The following is a 12,993-nucleotide window of genomic DNA, read 5'->3' as shown; positions in this document are numbered from 1 at the left end:
CGGGGCGCCCGCGCGGTGCGCCGGAGGTCTCACCGGACCGGGTCCAGGTCGGCGTCGAGCGCGCCGAACATGGCCGGCCAGTCGTGGACCCCGGCCGCGGCCGCCGGCGCCGGTTCGTTGAAGACCTCGAACGTCACGCCGACGGTCGCCGGGCTCGCCAACGCCTCGGCGATGGTCTCGGCGCAGTCCTCGCGGCGGATGAAGCCGTTCATGGCGTCGCCCTGGTCGAGCCGGATGCCGCCGTGCCGGGCGGCGTCGTCGAACCAGCCGGGGCGCACGACGGTGTACGGCAGCCCCGAGTCGCGCACCACCTCCTCGCCGGCCAGCCGCCAGTCCAGCAGCCGGCCGTAGGCGTTGGTCGGATGCTCCGGCCGGGTCACGCAGATCTGGCTGACCAGGAGCACGCGGGGCGCCTTGCTTCCGGTGCGTGCGGCATCGACGGTGTTGGCCACGCCTTCGTAGAGGGTGGCGCGCGGGCTGTCCGGACCGTCGTCGGCGAAGCCGGTCTCGGCCGCGAAGACCACGGCGCCGCACCCGGCCAGCGGCCCGGTCAGGGACCGGGCGTCGCGCACGTCGCCGCCGTGCACGCCGACTCCGCGCGGCAGTCGGTGCCGGGTCGCGGCGGGCTGTCTGCTGACCACCTCGACCTGCGCTCCCCGGCGGGCCAGAGCCCCGACGAGCAGCCGGCCGAGCCGGCCTCCACCCCCGATCACCACAACACGGTTCATCATGTTCCCCCTTCCGTGGCTGCGGAGCTCCCGGCCGCTGTCAGCCGGCGAGATCCAGGACTTCCTGGGCGCTGGCCAGCCGGGAGCCGGCCGGAACGCGCGCCTCGCGCGGGATGCGCAGGCCCGGGTAGACGGTCACCTGCGACAGCCGGATCCCGGGCGGGACGGCCGCACCGTCGCCGAGCGCGGTGAAGGCCTGGAGCCGGGCCGGCCGGCGGCGGCTCGAGCCGACGGTGACCAGCGGCCCGAGATAGCTGTCGGTGACGACAGCGTGCGGCCCGACGATCGCGCCGTCGGCGCACACGGCGCGACTCACCGTCGCGCCTTCGGCCACGTCCACCCCGTCGCCGAGGTCGGCATGGTCCAGGCGCACGCCGGGGCCGATCTCCACGTGCCGGCCGATCCGTACCCCGGGACCGATCTCGACCATCCCCGTCACGATCTTCTCGGCCAGCGTCAGGCCGGTCCGCGGGTCGGGCAGTGCCAGGGACGTCGGGTCGATCCATACCGCCGAGGCACCGTCCAGGCTGGGCCCCAGGGCCCGTGTGACGTGCGGGAAGCGGCCGTCGAGCGCACCGATGGCGCTGAGCAGGAAGTCCGGGACGCTGCCCAGGTCGCCCATCTCGCCGATGGGGTGCGTGACCACCGGGCAGCCGACGCCGACCAGCCAGGGCAGCAGGTCGCCGCCCCAGTCCAGGGTCCCCGTCCCGCGCCGCACGAGCCCCGCCCGCCGGACCACGTCCCGCAGCGCGGCGCAGTCGACCAGGTAGAGGCCCGCGCTGGTCGGCAGGGCGCTGCCGAGTCCCTGGTCCTCGCGCTCGCGGGCCAGCCGGTCGGCGACCTCGCGGGTCGGCTTCTCCAGGAACTCGGACACCAGGCCGTCGGCGTCGGCCGACATCGTCCCGTACTTGCCGGCCACCTCGGCCGCCGGACGCTCGACGACGGCGACCGTCACCACCGCGCCCGACTCCCGGTGCCGTCGCCGCATCGCGGCCACGTCCAGGTCGACGACCGAGTCGACCGGCAGCACCAGGGCGTCGCCGGTCAGGTCCCAGGCCTCGATGTTGTGCAGTGTCGCCGCGCCCGAACCGGTGTTGTAGCGGTCCAGCCGGGTCCGCGAGTACCGCACCGAGACCCCGTGCCGGTCTCCGGCCCCCAGCAGCGAGGAGATCTGCAGCCGGTTTTCCAGGCCGTGCGCGACGACGTAGAAGTCGTCCGCGCCCTGCTCGTGGATCTGCTCGACCGTCCACTCGATGAGCGGCCGGCCGAGGAACGGAATCAGCGCCTTGCTCCGCAGGTACGTGGGCCCGGCGAGGGTCAGCGGCTTGGCCCGCTCGCCCCGGCCGCCGGCCAATAGCACACCGACAAATTGATTGTCCGAGTTCATTGGTTCCCCCGATCTCGTGCTGGAATCCAACCTCGGGGGTCTGCGGCGGTCAATCCGCAACCATTTATTCCGTCAAGTCCGCAATGGATTTCGACAAGTAAGAGGTTTCCGATCAATCTCCTGATCCCGGAGACATTGCTGAGGCGGATGTGTCCGTACGATATCGAGGACGGATTGTTCACGACCTGCGCGGGAGGGTCGTCGACATCCGACCGGGCCGGTCGCGCCCACGCGGCGCCGGCCGTGTACCCGTACAGCCCCGCGCCCCTGGGGTATCCGTCGCGGAGCCGCTTCGTACTCCCGGCGGAGTAGGCGTACCGCCCGCGGCCGGGGGACGCCCGGGCGGGGGCCGCGGTTTAGCGTGGGACGCATGACGTACGAGGAGCCGCCCTGGACGGCGCGCCGCCGGCGCCCGGTGTGGGTTCCGGTGGTCGGTTTGGCCGTGCTCCAGGTGGTCGGCAGCGCTGTGGCCGGCAGGCATCAGCCGCAGCGGGTGTCGCTCGACGCGCTGGGTTACGTGCTGCTGCTCGCCGGGCCCGCGCTGCTGCTTCTGCGGAGGCGTCGGCCGGTCGCGGTGGCCGCCGGCGTGGGCGCGGTCACCCTGGCGTACGTCGCGCTCGGGTATCCCTGGGGCCCGGTCTTCGCCAGTTTGGTGGTGGCGTTCTTCAGCGCGGTCGCGGCGGGCCACCGCAAGGCGGTGCTGATCGTGGCCGCCGTGGTCTACGCCGGGCACGTGCTGATCGGCCAGTGGCTCTACCGGTGGCTGCCGCCCGCGCATGATCACGGCGCGTCGTGGGCCCAGACCTCGGGCGGTGCGGCCTGGTTGCTGGCCGTGCTGGCCGCGGCCGAACTGTTCCGGTTGCGCCGCGAGCAGATCGCCCGTGACCGGCGGGAACGCGAGGAGGCCCAGCGGCGGCGGGCCGGCGAGGAACGGATGCGGATCGCCCGCGAACTGCACGACGTGCTCGCGCACAGCATCTCGGTCATCAACGTGCAGGCGGGCGTCGCCCTGGCGCTGATGGACGAGCGCCCCGAACAGGCGCGCACCGCGCTCACCACCATCAAGGCGGCCAGCAAGGAGGCGTTGGGCGAGGTCCGCCAGGTGCTCAGCACCCTGCGCGCCCCCGGCGAGGCGCCTCGCTCGCCCGCGCCGGGCCTGGACCGGCTGCCGGAACTGGTCGAACAGGCCACCGCGGCCGGCCTCACCGCCGACGTCCGGGTCGAGGGCACCGCGACGGCGCTGCCGCCGGGCGCCGATCTGGCCGCCTTCCGTATCGTCCAGGAGGCGCTGACCAACGTGGTACGGCACTCCGGCGCCCGTACCGCCCGGGTCCGGCTGCGCTACCTGCCCGGGCTGCTCGACATCGGCGTGGAGGACGACGGCCCGGCGGTCACGGGCGGCGACAGCGGCGGCGGCAACGGCCTGGTCGGCATGCGCGAGCGCGCGGCGGCCCTGGGCGGCACCGTGGAGTGCGGCCCCCGCCCCGGCGGCGGCTTCGAAGTCCGCGCCCGGCTCCCGCTCACCGCACCCGACCACCCGGCCGCCGCCGCGGCCGGCCCCGCGAAGCCGACCCGCGCCGCCGAGGAGCGCCCGTGATCCGTGTCCTGCTCGCCGACGACCAAGTGCTGGTCCGGGCCGGTTTCCGGGCGCTGCTCGACGCCCAGGACGACATCGAGGTGGTCGGCGAGGCGGCCGACGGAGAGCAGGCCCTGGGGCTGGTACGCGAGCTGCGGCCGGACGCGGTGCTGATGGACATCCGCATGCCCGTGACGGACGGGCTGGCCGCCACCCGCCGGATCACCGAGGACCCGGATCTGGCCGGGGTGAAGGTGGTCATCCTCACCACCTTCGAACTCGACGAGTACGTCTTCGAGGCGATCCGGGCCGGCGCCTCCGGCTTCCTGGTCAAGGACACCGAGCCCGACGAACTGCTGCGGGCGGTGCGCGCGGTCGTGGACGGCGACGCGCTGCTGTCCCCGGGCGTCACCCGCCGCCTGATCGCGGAATTCGCCGCCCGCTCCAAGGAACCGGCCGCCGCCGCTGCCCTCGACCGGCTCACCGAGCGCGAACGCGAGGTGATGGCCCTGGCCGGCATCGGCCTGTCCAACGAGGAGATCGCCCGCCGCCTGGTGGTCAGCCCGCTCACCGCGAAGACGCACGTCAGCCGGGCCATGGTGAAACTCGGCGCCCGCGACCGGGCGCAATTGGTCGTACTCGCCTACGAGTCCGGGCTGGTGCGCCCCGGCTGGCTCGGCTGAGCGGAACCCCCACGGAATATCCGCAGCCGTCCACGGAACATCCGCGGCGCGGACGCGAAACGGCCCCGCGCGCTCCCTCGTCGCGCGGGGCCGTTCACCGTCATCCGGTCGGGGACGTGTACCTGAGTACGGACCGGGGAGACGCGGGGTTCAGTCGCGGGCGCCGACCTGCTCGGAGGAGTCGGTGGCCGTCCGGTCGGTGTGCGCCTGGGCCTGGGCGTCCTCGGAGGTGGCGAGCAGCGTGCCGTACGAGGCCTGGCGGCGGCGCAGCAGGCCGGACATGGTGATCAGCAGACCGGCCGCGCCGATCCCGGTGACCACCCACAGGCCGGGCCGGTAGCTGTCGAGCACCGCCTGCTTGCTCGCCGCGTGCGCCCCGGAGCCGGAGGTGACCACCGCGGTCACCACGGCCAGGAAGATCGCCCCGCCGACCTGGAAGGAGGTGTTGAGCAGGCCGGAGACCATGCCCTGCTCGTGGTCGCGGACGCCGTTGGTGGCCTGGATGTTGAGCGACGGGAAGGCGGTGGCGAAGGCCGCGCCGAGCAGCAGCATCGAGGGCAGGATCACCGTGGCGTAGTTCGGGTGCAGGTTGATCCGCAGGAACAGCACGTACCCGATCACCAGGGCGGTGAAGCCGAAGGCGATCACCCGCAGGGTGCCGAAGCGGTCGACGATCGGTCCCATCCGGGTGGACAGGATCGCCACCAGCGATCCGGCCGGCAGGAAGGCGAGCGCGGTCTGCATGGCGCTGTAGCCGAGGACGTTCTGCAGGTACTGCGTGACCAGGAACTGGAAGGCCACGTAGGAGCCGAAGAAGGTGGCCGCGCCGATGTTGGCCCGCACCTGTTCCGACGAGCGCAGCACGCCGAGCCGGATCAGCGGGTGGGCGGAGCGGTTCTCGACGACGACGAAGGCGGCCAGCAGGGCCGCGACCCCGGCGAAGGACCCGAGGGTACGGGCCGAGGCCCAGCCCGCGCTGCCCGCCGAGACCACGGTGAACACCAGCAGGAGCATGGCTCCCGTACCGGTGACGGCGCCCGGCAGGTCGTATCCGCGCCCCTCGCGCTTCTCGCGCGGCGCCTTCGGGATCAGCCTCAGGCCGGCGATCAGCGCGATCACCGCCACGGGGGCGGGCAGCAGCATGGTCCAGCGCCAGCCCGCCTCGGTGAGGAAGCCGGAGAGCACCAGGCCCATCGAGAAGCCGGTGGCGCCGCAGCTGGAGTAGATGGTCAGGGCCCGGTTGCGGATCGGCCCCTCGGCGAACGAGGTGGTGATGATCGACAGGCCGGCCGGCGCGGTGAACGCGGCGCTCAGGCCCTTGACGAACCGGGTGGCGATCAGCAGGGAACCGGAGTCCACCAGGCCGCCCAGCAGGGACGCCACGGCGAAGATGCCGAGGGCGATCAGGAAGACGCGGCGCCTGCCGAGCAGGTCCGCCGCGCGGCCGCCGAGCAGCAGCAGACCGCCGTAACCAAGGATGTAACCGCTGACGACCCACTGGAGCGAGGAGGTCGACAGGTGGAGGTCGACACCGATCGAGGGGAGTGCGACGCCGACCATGGACACGTCGAGGGCGTCCAGGAACAGCGCGGCGCAGAGCACGAAGAGCGTGCCCCACTGCCGGGCACTCCACTGCGGAGTGGTGCGGGGGACGGTGATTGACGGAGAGGTCATGGCCATAGGTTTACATGCACGCGCATCCAATGCAAATGCATTTAATGTGCGTGCATGCGGGTCCGTTTTCTGCTACCCTCAGGGCATGACCGGCGACAGGAATGAGCGAGCGCTCGTGACGGAGTGGCGAGAGATCCTCGCCGTTCACGCGCGCACGGCCTGTGAGATCGACCGTGAGCTGCACCAGTTCGGACTGGGTGCCAGCGACTTCGAGGTGCTGGACGTACTCGCCGACGGCGACCCCCAGGACGGCGGATGCTCCTTCCGCGTCCAGGAACTCGCCGACCGCGTCCACCTCAGCCAGAGCGCGTTGTCCCGCCTGGTCGCCCGCCTGGAGAAGGAGGGCCTGGTCGGCCGGGACATCTGCAGCGAGGACCGGCGCGGCGTGCGTGTCGCCCTCACCCCCGAGGGCTGGGAGCGTTACGAGAAGGCGCGTCCTGGCCACCTCGCCGTACTCGAGCGGATGCTGCCCAAGGGCGCGAACCCGCTGACCGGCACCGGCCTCACCTGACGCAGGCGGGCCCCGGGGCCACTGCGGTTGGATCGGCCGGGGTTCAGCCGATCGCGGCGGTCCGCTGCCACAGCTCCACCAGCGAGCCGTCGCCCTCGACGGCCAGCGCTTCGTACGGGCCGCGGTTCCACAGCGCGCGGTAGAGGTCGTTCGCCCGCCCGCTGATCGTGCAGTCCGCGGGCCCATCCGCTCCGCGCTCGGTGACCGGCTGCTCGGCGGACAGACGCACCAGCCAGTCGTGCCCGGTGTCGGTCGATCGTATCCGCAGGGTACGCGGCTGCTCGGTGCGGACCTGGCTGCGCCGCCGGCCGTGGAAGCCGGCGAGCAACTCGTCCACCCCGTCCGCCGCGAAGGCGCTGTCCACCGGGGAGAGCGCGATTCCACGCGCCCTTTCGGCGTCGATCCGGTGCATGGTGGTCTCGTGCGCCTGCCGGCGCGCCCAAAAGGCCAGCGCCGAGGGTGCGGTCAGGAAGAACCAGCAGGTCAGGTCCGCCGGGGCGGCGGTCAGCGCCTCGGTGAGCCGGCCGTGCATCCGCAGGTACCAGTCGAGGAGTTCGCCGTCGTCCGGTGCGGCCGGATCCAGGGCCTTGCGTTCCATGGCGCCGGTGAGCACGTAGTCCGCCGCCCAGCGGTGCACCGACGCGGTGTGCGTCACCAGATCGCGCACCCGCCAGCCCGGACAGGGCGGCACCTCGGCGTCCAGCCCGGCCCCGGCCGCCGCGTCGGCCAGCAACGGCCCTTCCCGGCGCAGTGTGTCGATGAACTCGGCGGTCTCCATACCGGGATTGTGCAGTACGGGGCTTCCGCCCGGGGTCAGCCGGCCGGAATCCGGCGCCTGCGCAGCCGGGCCAGCCAGCCGAGCAGGCCCGCGTTCACCACCGCCGAGACCACCGCGGCCAGCACCGTCAACGACCAGCCCCACCAGCCGTACGCCGTGGCGCCCCCGTTCATCCCGCCCAGCGTGGCGAACAGCGACCACAGCAGCGGCGTCCAGGGCAGGGTCAGCAGCATCAGCACCACCTCGGTGGGCGACAGGTGGAGGTGCGAGCGCGCGGCGGTGTCGACCAGCACGAGGGCCAGCGCGATCGCGACCGTCCACAGATAGCCGCGGGAGACCCGTTCCCGCAGCAGGCTCCGGGCGGCGGCCGCCGCCCACGTCGGTATGCGCATCGCTCCTCCTGCGGGCGCCTCGGTACGGAGCGGGCGGGTGCTACGCGCGGTAACACCTCCCGCGTGCCGACCAATATGCCGCCGCGGGGCCGGAAGAGCGCCTGTGGCGTACGTCAAATCCGTCCGTGGATGTACGTTGCGGCTCCCCGGTACGCCGGCCCGGGTCGGCCCCGGCTCAGCGCGCGCCCGCGCCCTCGCGCCGTACCGACCAGGCGATGCCCGCGGCGACCGCGGCCAGGGCGGCGACCGTGGTCAGCGCGGTCGGCAGGCCGAAGGCGTCGGTGAGGAAGCCGATCGAGGGCGGGCCCAGGAGCATCCCGCCGTAGCCGAAGGTGGAGGCGGCGGCGACCCCACTGGGGCCGGTGAGCTCGCCGGCCCGGGCGATCGCGGTCGGGAAGAGGTTGGCCAGGCCCAGGCCGGTGATCGCGAAGCCGACCATCACCAGCGGTGCCAGCGGCGCGAGCGCGCCGATCAGCATGCCGCCGCACGCGGTCAGCCCGCCGAGGACCAGTGCCCGGGTCCGGCCGAACCGCTCGATCAGCGTGGTGCCGGACAGCCGTCCGAGCGTCATGGCCAGCGCCACGCACGCGTACCCGGCCGCCGCCAGGCCCGGGCCGGTGTGCAGGTCCTGCTGGAGGTGCAGCGGCCCCCACTCGGCCAGCGCCCCCTCGCCGTACGCCGTGCACGCCGCGATCAGGCCGAAGACGGCGACCAGCACGGCCGGGTGGCCGCCGGCGGCCGGGCGCGGTGGGGCGGTGGGTGCCTGTGCGCCGGGTGCTTGTGAGGTGGATGGCTGCGTGGCCGGCGTCTGCGCGGCCGGTGCCGGCTTGGTCTGCGCCGGGGTGCGGCCGATGGGGTGGGCGACCAGCACCCGGCCGGCCGGCAGGATCGCGGCCAGGCCGATCGGGGTGAGCAGCAGCAGGTGGGTCGCGGGGGACAGGTGGGGCGCCAGGATGCCGCCGAGGCCCGCGCCGAGCAGGCCGCCCAGGCTGTAGGCGGCGTGGAAGCTGGACATCACCGGGCGGCGCAGGGCTGCCACCAGGTCCACGGCGACGCTGTTCATCGCGACGTTCAGGCCGCCGTAACTGACGCCGAAGCACAGCAGCACCAGGCCCAGGGCCAGGGCGGAGTGGGTGCGCGGCGGCAGCGCGATGCTGAAGGCGAGCATGACGCCGGTCGCCACCGTCACCCGTTCGCTGCCGAAGGCCCGGCACAGCCGGCCGGTGAGCACCATCGTGGCGACCGCGCCGGCCGACACGCCGAGCAGCGCCAACCCGAGCTGCCCCGCCGACGCGCCCACTTGGGCCTTGATCGCGGGGATGCGGACCACCCAGCCGGCGAACAGGAAGCCGTCGACGGCGAAGAACACGGTCAGCGCGGTGCGCAGGGTGCGCAGCGCGGGGTCGACGGCGGCGGTCGGGGCGGTGCGGGCGGCGGAGGCGGCACGATGGGAGCGGGACAGCACTGTCCCTATTTTGTTTAGCGTCGGCACAAAGTGAGAATAGAGGGGTGACGCAGATTCGGACAAGGCTTGAGCGCGGCCGGGGGGCGCTCGGCCCGGCACTTTCCCTCGTGCACACCGGCCGCGCGGCGACCCGCGCACTGCTCACCGCCGAACTCGGGGTGACCCGGGCAACGGCCGGCGCGGTCGCCGCCGAACTGGAGGCGCTCGGGCTGATCCGCGTCGACACCAGACCGCTGGGCCCGTCCGGCGCGCAAGGGCGCCCCTCGCACCGGCTCGACGTGGCGCCCGGCGGGCCGGTGGCCCTGGCCGCCCAGGTGCACGCCGACGGCTTCCGGGCCGCGCTCGTCGGGCTCGGCGGGGAGATCGTGGCGACCGCGCCCGGGTCCATGACCGTGCCCGCCGACCCCGCGCATGTGCTCGGCGCGGTGGTCGAGGCCGGCGCCGCGCTGCTGCGCGCGTCCGGGCGGGTCTGCATCGGCGCGGGCCTGGCCGTGCCCTCCGCGGTCGCCGAACCCGAGGGGACCGCGCTCAACCCCCTGCACCTGGCCTGGCCGGCGGGCGCGCCGGTGCGCCAGGTGTTCGCCGAGCAGATCCTGCGGGTCGGCATCCTCGGGCCCGACGGCGAACCCGTGCCCTCCTTCGTGGGCAACGACGTCAACGTGGCGGCGCTCGCCGAACACCGCCACGGCGCCGGCCGCGACGCCGAGCACCTGCTGGTGGTCGCCTCCGGGCACCGCGGCGTCGGCGGCGCACTTGTGCTCGGCGGACGCCTGCACACCGGCAGCGCCGGCCTCGCCCTGGAGGTCGGCCACCTGACCGTGGTGCCCGACGGCCGGCCCTGCCACTGCGGCAGCCGCGGCTGCCTGGACGTCGAGGCCGACCCGCTGGCCTTCCTCGAAGCCGCCGGCCGCACCCCCGGCCCCGAGGGCTCGCTGCTCCAGCAGAGCCGCGACCTGCTCCGCGAGGAGTACGCCGACCCGGCCGTCCGCGCCGCCGCCCACGTCCTCATCGACCGCCTCGGCCGCGGCCTGGCCGGCCTGGTCAACGTCCTCAACCCGGACCGCATCCTGCTCGGCGGACTCCACCTCCACCTCTTCGAGGCCGACCCCGAAGCGCTGCGGGCCGTGGTCGCCGACCACAGCCTCTGGGGCCGCAGCGGCAGCGTCCCCCTACTGGCCTGCGCCCTGGACCACAACAGCCTGGTGGGAGCGGCTGAACTGGCGTGGCAGCCGGTGCTCGACGATCCTCTGGCGGTCCTCGGCTGAGGTGTAGGGCCGGTCGGGCGGGTGCTGGTCGTTCACCTGATCGGCCGCACTTCGGCGCGGGCCGCACCGGACCCGTCAGCGCAGGTGCCTGCCGACCCGCAGCCCCTCGCCCGCGAGCGGGCACTCGGTCAGCCCGGCTGTTCAGCCGTTTCCGGTTGCTGGTCGCCCACCCGATCGGCCGCACTTCGGCGCGGGCAACCTCATGGCGCAGGCATCCCCCGAGTCCGCCCGTGGACGGTCACTCAGCCGGCCGGGCTGCCTGCCCGGTTGCCGACCTGCTCGCCCGATCAGAACAGCGGCTGCGTCTCGTCCGTCGGTATGCGCAAGGGGGCGGTCGGCGCAGGTGAGGGCGTGCCGGCTTCCCGGGTCAGGGGCAGGCCCATGGTCAGGCGGGCGTCCAGCAGGAGGCGGGTGCCGGAGGACGTCAGGTAGACGTCGTGGCCGGCCACTGCGGTCACCGTGCCGGTCAGGCCGGTGCCCGGGGGCAGGGCGGTGACCTCGGCGGACGGAGGCGGTGCGGGGTTCTCCAGGCCGAAGAGGGCGACGTGGTCCACCGCGCGGAAGGGCAGCCTGCGCAGCGAGTCGGGCAGCAGGTCGCGGCGCGCCGTCACTTCTTCGTAGCGGTGGCGGAGTTCGGCGGCGCGCTCGGCGGCGGGGGGAAGGCGGAAACGGGGCGCGCGCTTGGCGGTGCCGGGCACGCGGTCGGGAACGCGCAGCGCGCTGCCGAGGACCGCCTCGGTGCGGCGTGCCGTCATCAGGGGGCCCTCGCCGAGGAAGGTGAAGCACAGGGCGGCCTGCTCCAGGAGGCGTACGGAGCCGCGCTCGGCCCCGGTGATCCCGACCTTGTGCCGGCCGGGACCGAAGTACGCCAGGTAGACCCGGTACGGGCGCGGGTCGTCGGCGCGGGTGTCCGCGGCCACCGAGGAGGAGCGGTCCAGCGCGGCGCACGCCGGACACTGCCCGCCCCGGACCTGCGGCGCGAGCTCGGCGCCGTACGGGCACGCGGTCCAGGTGCCGCCGCGCACCACACCGCCGCATCGGCGCCCGGCATCGGACGGCACGGTGAATTGCAGCGGCCCGCCCACCGCCAGCGGGCTCACCCGTCCCTCGCCGCGCGGCCCGCGCCACCCCCACCCGGGCCGACCGTCCTGCCACCGCACCCCCGTGCACCACCACATACCCCGGACTTTACGTCCCCCCACCGACAGTCCGGGTGCCGTCCGGCGGAGCAGCCCGGGCGCGGCGCCGTACTCCCCGCGGAGCAGCCCCGGTGCCGCTGGCCGGACGACGACCGGGCGGGGTCGGCGGCGGCAGGCTCGGAGCGTCTGAGAAGAACCGCACAGGAGGTGGTGGGCGATGGTGTCGCTCGCGTTCCACGACGGAGGACCGGGGCCGTGGGTGCTGCTGGTGCCGCTGGTATGGGCGGCCGTGGTGGCCGCCGTGGTCACGGTGGTACGGCGGGCCGGTTGGCGCGGCGGGCCCTGGCAGCACCGGGTGACCGGGAACGGCGGCGAGCACTCGCCGATGGCGGTGCTGGGCCGGCGCTTCGCCGCCGGGGAGATCGACGAGGAGGAGTACTGGCGGCGGATGTCCGTACTGGAGGAGCACTTCGCCCGGGCGCCGCGCGGCCGAAAGGGTGGTGCGGCATGACCGGGGGAGTGGCCGCAGGAGCGGTGACGGCCGGGACGGGGGCCGCGGCGGACATCACGGCCGCCGCCCGGGTGGTGGCCGCGTCCAAGGTGTACGGCACGGGGGACGCGGCCGTGCGCGCCCTGGACGCGGTGACCGTCGGCTTCCCGGCCGGCCGGTTCACCGCGATCATGGGCCCTTCCGGCTCCGGAAAGTCGACGCTGATGCACTGCGCGGCGGGTCTGGACTCGCTGACCTCGGGCGCGGCGTACATCGGGGAGACCGAACTGGGCGCCCTGGGCGACCGGCAGCTCACCCTGCTGCGCCGCGAGCGCGTCGGCTTCGTCTTCCAGTCCTTCAACCTGGTGCCGACCCTCACGGTCGCCGAGAACATCACGCTGCCGCTCGACCTGGCCGGGCGCAGCCCGGACGCGGCCTGGGTGGACGGCCTGATCGACGTGGTCGGCCTCGGCGGGCGGCTGCGGCACCGGCCGGGCGAACTGTCCGGCGGCCAGCAGCAGCGCGTCGCGGTGGCCCGCGCCCTGGCCGGCCGGCCCGAGGTGGTGTTCGCCGACGAGCCCACCGGCAACCTCGACTCGCACTCCGGCGGCGAGGTGCTGGCCCTGCTCGGCCGCGCGGTACGCGAGATGGGCGGCACCGTGGTCATGGTCACGCACGATCCGAGTGCGGCGGCCCACGCCGACGAGGTGGTCTTCCTCGCCGACGGCCGCCTGGTGGACCGGATGACCGGGCCCACCGCCGGCGCCGTACTGGACCGGATGAAGGCATTCGACGGGCGGGGCGGAGGCGGGGCACAGTGAGCACGGCAGCCGAATCCGCGCGCGGGCCCGGGCAGGGAGCCGGTCCGGGCCATGGTTCAGGTCCCGGCCGCGGTTCCGGTACGG

Annotated in this window: 13 protein-coding genes; 6 read left to right on the top strand and 7 right to left on the bottom strand. The window is 74.2% G+C overall.

All coding sequences use genetic code 11. The features are described from left to right. Positions 1 to 29: 29 nt before the first annotated feature. On the bottom strand, positions 30 to 731 hold the full coding sequence (locus ITX44_RS23530; protein WP_205359324.1) for an NAD(P)H-binding protein: 702 nt from the start codon (positions 729 to 731) through the stop codon (positions 30 to 32). A gap of 37 nt (positions 732 to 768) precedes the next feature. After that, on the bottom strand, positions 769 to 2,115 hold the full coding sequence (locus tag ITX44_RS23525) for a sugar phosphate nucleotidyltransferase (RefSeq protein WP_205359323.1): 1,347 nt from the start codon (positions 2,113 to 2,115) through the stop codon (positions 769 to 771). A 370-nt stretch (positions 2,116 to 2,485) separates the two neighbouring features. Between ITX44_RS23525 and ITX44_RS23520 the strand changes: the two genes are divergently transcribed. Together ITX44_RS23520 and ITX44_RS23515 are read left to right on the top strand one after the other, a co-directional pair. Further along, positions 2,486 to 3,712 carry a sensor histidine kinase gene (locus ITX44_RS23520; RefSeq protein ID WP_205359322.1) on the top strand — a complete coding sequence of 409 codons (1,227 nt, stop codon included), beginning with the start codon at positions 2,486 to 2,488 and terminating at the stop codon, positions 3,710 to 3,712. Then, positions 3,709 to 4,374 carry a response regulator transcription factor gene (locus ITX44_RS23515; protein ID WP_205359321.1) on the top strand — a complete coding sequence of 222 codons (666 nt, stop codon included), beginning with the start codon at positions 3,709 to 3,711 and terminating at the stop codon, positions 4,372 to 4,374. Before ITX44_RS23520 ends, ITX44_RS23515 begins: the two co-directional genes overlap by 4 nt. A gap of 150 nt (positions 4,375 to 4,524) precedes the next feature. Here the strand turns inward: ITX44_RS23515 and ITX44_RS23510 are convergent, their stop codons facing one another. Next, positions 4,525 to 6,048, bottom strand: a complete 1,524-nt coding sequence (locus tag ITX44_RS23510) for an MFS transporter (protein ID WP_205359320.1) — start codon at positions 6,046 to 6,048, stop codon at positions 4,525 to 4,527. Between the two features lie 85 nt (positions 6,049 to 6,133). On the opposite strand from ITX44_RS23510, the gene ITX44_RS42275 reads away from it, so the two are divergent. Further along, positions 6,134 to 6,559 (top strand): MarR family winged helix-turn-helix transcriptional regulator, encoded by a 426-nt coding sequence (locus tag ITX44_RS42275; protein ID WP_205359319.1) that lies wholly within the window; start codon positions 6,134 to 6,136, stop codon positions 6,557 to 6,559. A gap of 43 nt (positions 6,560 to 6,602) precedes the next feature. Here ITX44_RS42275 and ITX44_RS23500 read toward each other — a convergent pair whose 3' ends face one another. The 3 genes from ITX44_RS23500 to ITX44_RS23490 all read right to left on the bottom strand — a co-directional run bounded on the left by ITX44_RS23500 (position 6,603) and on the right by ITX44_RS23490 (position 9,221). Beyond that, positions 6,603 to 7,337 carry a maleylpyruvate isomerase family mycothiol-dependent enzyme gene (locus ITX44_RS23500; RefSeq protein ID WP_205359318.1) on the bottom strand — a complete coding sequence of 245 codons (735 nt, stop codon included), beginning with the start codon at positions 7,335 to 7,337 and terminating at the stop codon, positions 6,603 to 6,605. 35 nt (positions 7,338 to 7,372) lie between these two features. Continuing rightward, entirely contained in the window at positions 7,373 to 7,729 is a 357-nt protein-coding gene (locus ITX44_RS23495; protein WP_205359317.1) for an SCO4225 family membrane protein, read from the bottom strand. 175 nt (positions 7,730 to 7,904) lie between these two features. Next, positions 7,905 to 9,221, bottom strand: coding sequence for an MFS transporter (locus tag ITX44_RS23490; RefSeq protein ID WP_205359316.1), 1,317 nt, complete (start codon positions 9,219 to 9,221; stop codon positions 7,905 to 7,907). Positions 9,222 to 9,238: 17 nt separating this feature from the next. Between ITX44_RS23490 and ITX44_RS23485 the strand changes: the two genes are divergently transcribed. Beyond that, on the top strand, positions 9,239 to 10,459 hold the full coding sequence (locus ITX44_RS23485; RefSeq protein ID WP_205359315.1) for an ROK family protein: 1,221 nt from the start codon (positions 9,239 to 9,241) through the stop codon (positions 10,457 to 10,459). Positions 10,460 to 10,746: 287 nt separating this feature from the next. On the opposite strand, the gene ITX44_RS23480 is transcribed toward ITX44_RS23485, so the two are convergent. Then, the gene (locus ITX44_RS23480) at positions 10,747 to 11,559 is read right to left on the bottom strand and encodes a DUF2797 domain-containing protein (RefSeq protein WP_307795454.1); all 813 of its coding nucleotides are present in this window, start codon (positions 11,557 to 11,559) and stop codon (positions 10,747 to 10,749) included. A 256-nt stretch (positions 11,560 to 11,815) separates the two neighbouring features. Here ITX44_RS23480 and ITX44_RS23475 point away from each other — a divergent pair, with 256 nt between their 5' ends. Beyond that, positions 11,816 to 12,109, top strand: coding sequence for an SHOCT domain-containing protein (locus tag ITX44_RS23475; protein ID WP_205359313.1), 294 nt, complete (start codon positions 11,816 to 11,818; stop codon positions 12,107 to 12,109). Further along, positions 12,106 to 12,909 (top strand): ABC transporter ATP-binding protein, encoded by an 804-nt coding sequence (locus ITX44_RS23470; protein WP_205359312.1) that lies wholly within the window; start codon positions 12,106 to 12,108, stop codon positions 12,907 to 12,909. The genes ITX44_RS23475 and ITX44_RS23470 overlap by 4 nt, the downstream gene beginning before the upstream one ends. Positions 12,910 to 12,993: the final 84 nt, after the last annotated feature.

Source organism: Actinacidiphila acididurans (assembly GCF_016918855.1).
GTDB lineage: Bacteria > Actinomycetota > Actinomycetes > Streptomycetales > Streptomycetaceae > Actinacidiphila > Actinacidiphila acididurans.
This window is presented reverse-complemented; position numbering and strand designations above follow the sequence as displayed.

Coding starts and splice junctions, on each gene's coding strand:
- ITX44_RS23470 (WP_205359312.1), top strand. CDS start 12,106: ATGACCGGGGGAGTGGCCGCAGGAGCGGTGACGGCCGGGACGGGGGCC.
- ITX44_RS23530 (WP_205359324.1), bottom strand. CDS start 731: ATGATGAACCGTGTTGTGGTGATCGGGGGTGGAGGCCGGCTCGGCCGG.
- ITX44_RS23525 (WP_205359323.1), bottom strand. CDS start 2,115: ATGAACTCGGACAATCAATTTGTCGGTGTGCTATTGGCCGGCGGCCGG.
- ITX44_RS23495 (WP_205359317.1), bottom strand. CDS start 7,729: ATGCGCATACCGACGTGGGCGGCGGCCGCCGCCCGGAGCCTGCTGCGG.
- ITX44_RS23475 (WP_205359313.1), top strand. CDS start 11,816: ATGGTGTCGCTCGCGTTCCACGACGGAGGACCGGGGCCGTGGGTGCTG.
- ITX44_RS23510 (WP_205359320.1), bottom strand. CDS start 6,048: ATGACCTCTCCGTCAATCACCGTCCCCCGCACCACTCCGCAGTGGAGT.
- ITX44_RS23500 (WP_205359318.1), bottom strand. CDS start 7,337: ATGGAGACCGCCGAGTTCATCGACACACTGCGCCGGGAAGGGCCGTTG.
- ITX44_RS42275 (WP_205359319.1), top strand. CDS start 6,134: ATGACCGGCGACAGGAATGAGCGAGCGCTCGTGACGGAGTGGCGAGAG.
- ITX44_RS23520 (WP_205359322.1), top strand. CDS start 2,486: ATGACGTACGAGGAGCCGCCCTGGACGGCGCGCCGCCGGCGCCCGGTG.